1 pseudogene is annotated in these 771 nt (G+C 62.8%); it reads right to left on the bottom strand.

What is annotated here, in order from left to right:
- Window positions 1-12: 12 nt before the first annotated feature.
- Window positions 13-771, bottom strand: a pseudogene (locus tag KEC16_RS19635) (IS630 family transposase); the annotation flags it as partial.

Below are 771 nucleotides of genomic sequence, written 5' to 3'. Positions count from 1 at the left end.
AGCATTTTCCGCTCAATCACGGTCATATCCGGCAGCGGCGAAGAAGTTCTCGCACTCGGCAGGGGTGAAGGCGTCTATCCCCCTGCCGATGGCTGCCCAGAGGTCTTCCTTGGTGCGCGCTGCGGTCTTCTTGAGAAAGCTCTTGAGCTTGGAAAAGGCCATCTCGATGGGGTTGAAGTCGGGGCTATAGGGCGGCAGGTAGTGCAGCTTGGCCCCTGCGGCCTCGATGGCGATTCGGATACCGGCGAGCTTGTGTGCGGGCAGGTTGTCCATCACAACGATGTCACCCGGCGCCAAGGTTGGAACCAAAACTTGTTCCACATAAGCCAGGAAGGCTGTGCCGCCCATTGCCCCATCCAGCACCATCGGCGCCGTCATCCCTTCCAGCCGTAGAGCGCCCACGAAGGTGGTGCTTTTCCAATGGCCATGCGGGATCGGTGCGCGGCATCGTTCGCCACGGGGCGCCCGCCCGCGTAGCCGGGCCATCTTGGTCGAGGCGCCGGTTTCGTCGATGAAGACCAGGCGCTCGGGTGGCAGGTCAGGCTGAAGCTCGAACCATGCCTTCCGCCGCTTGAGGACGTCAGGCCGCTGCTGCTCGCTTGCGTGCGCCGTTTTTTTTGAACGTCATACCGTGGCGATCCAGCAGACGCCAAACCGTGCTCTGGGCCACCTTCAGGCCGTGCATCGCCTCCAGGTGGGCCTGGATCTCGGCGATGGTGATGTCCGGCGTCTTGTCGATCAGCCCGAGGATCTCCTCGGCATGCTCCTCCA

The organism is Magnetospirillum sulfuroxidans (assembly GCF_018224925.1).
In the GTDB taxonomy this organism is placed as follows: domain Bacteria; phylum Pseudomonadota; class Alphaproteobacteria; order Rhodospirillales; family Magnetospirillaceae; genus Magnetospirillum; species Magnetospirillum sulfuroxidans.
Note: the sequence above shows the minus strand (reverse complement) of the source record. Positions and strands in the feature narration are given on the sequence as shown.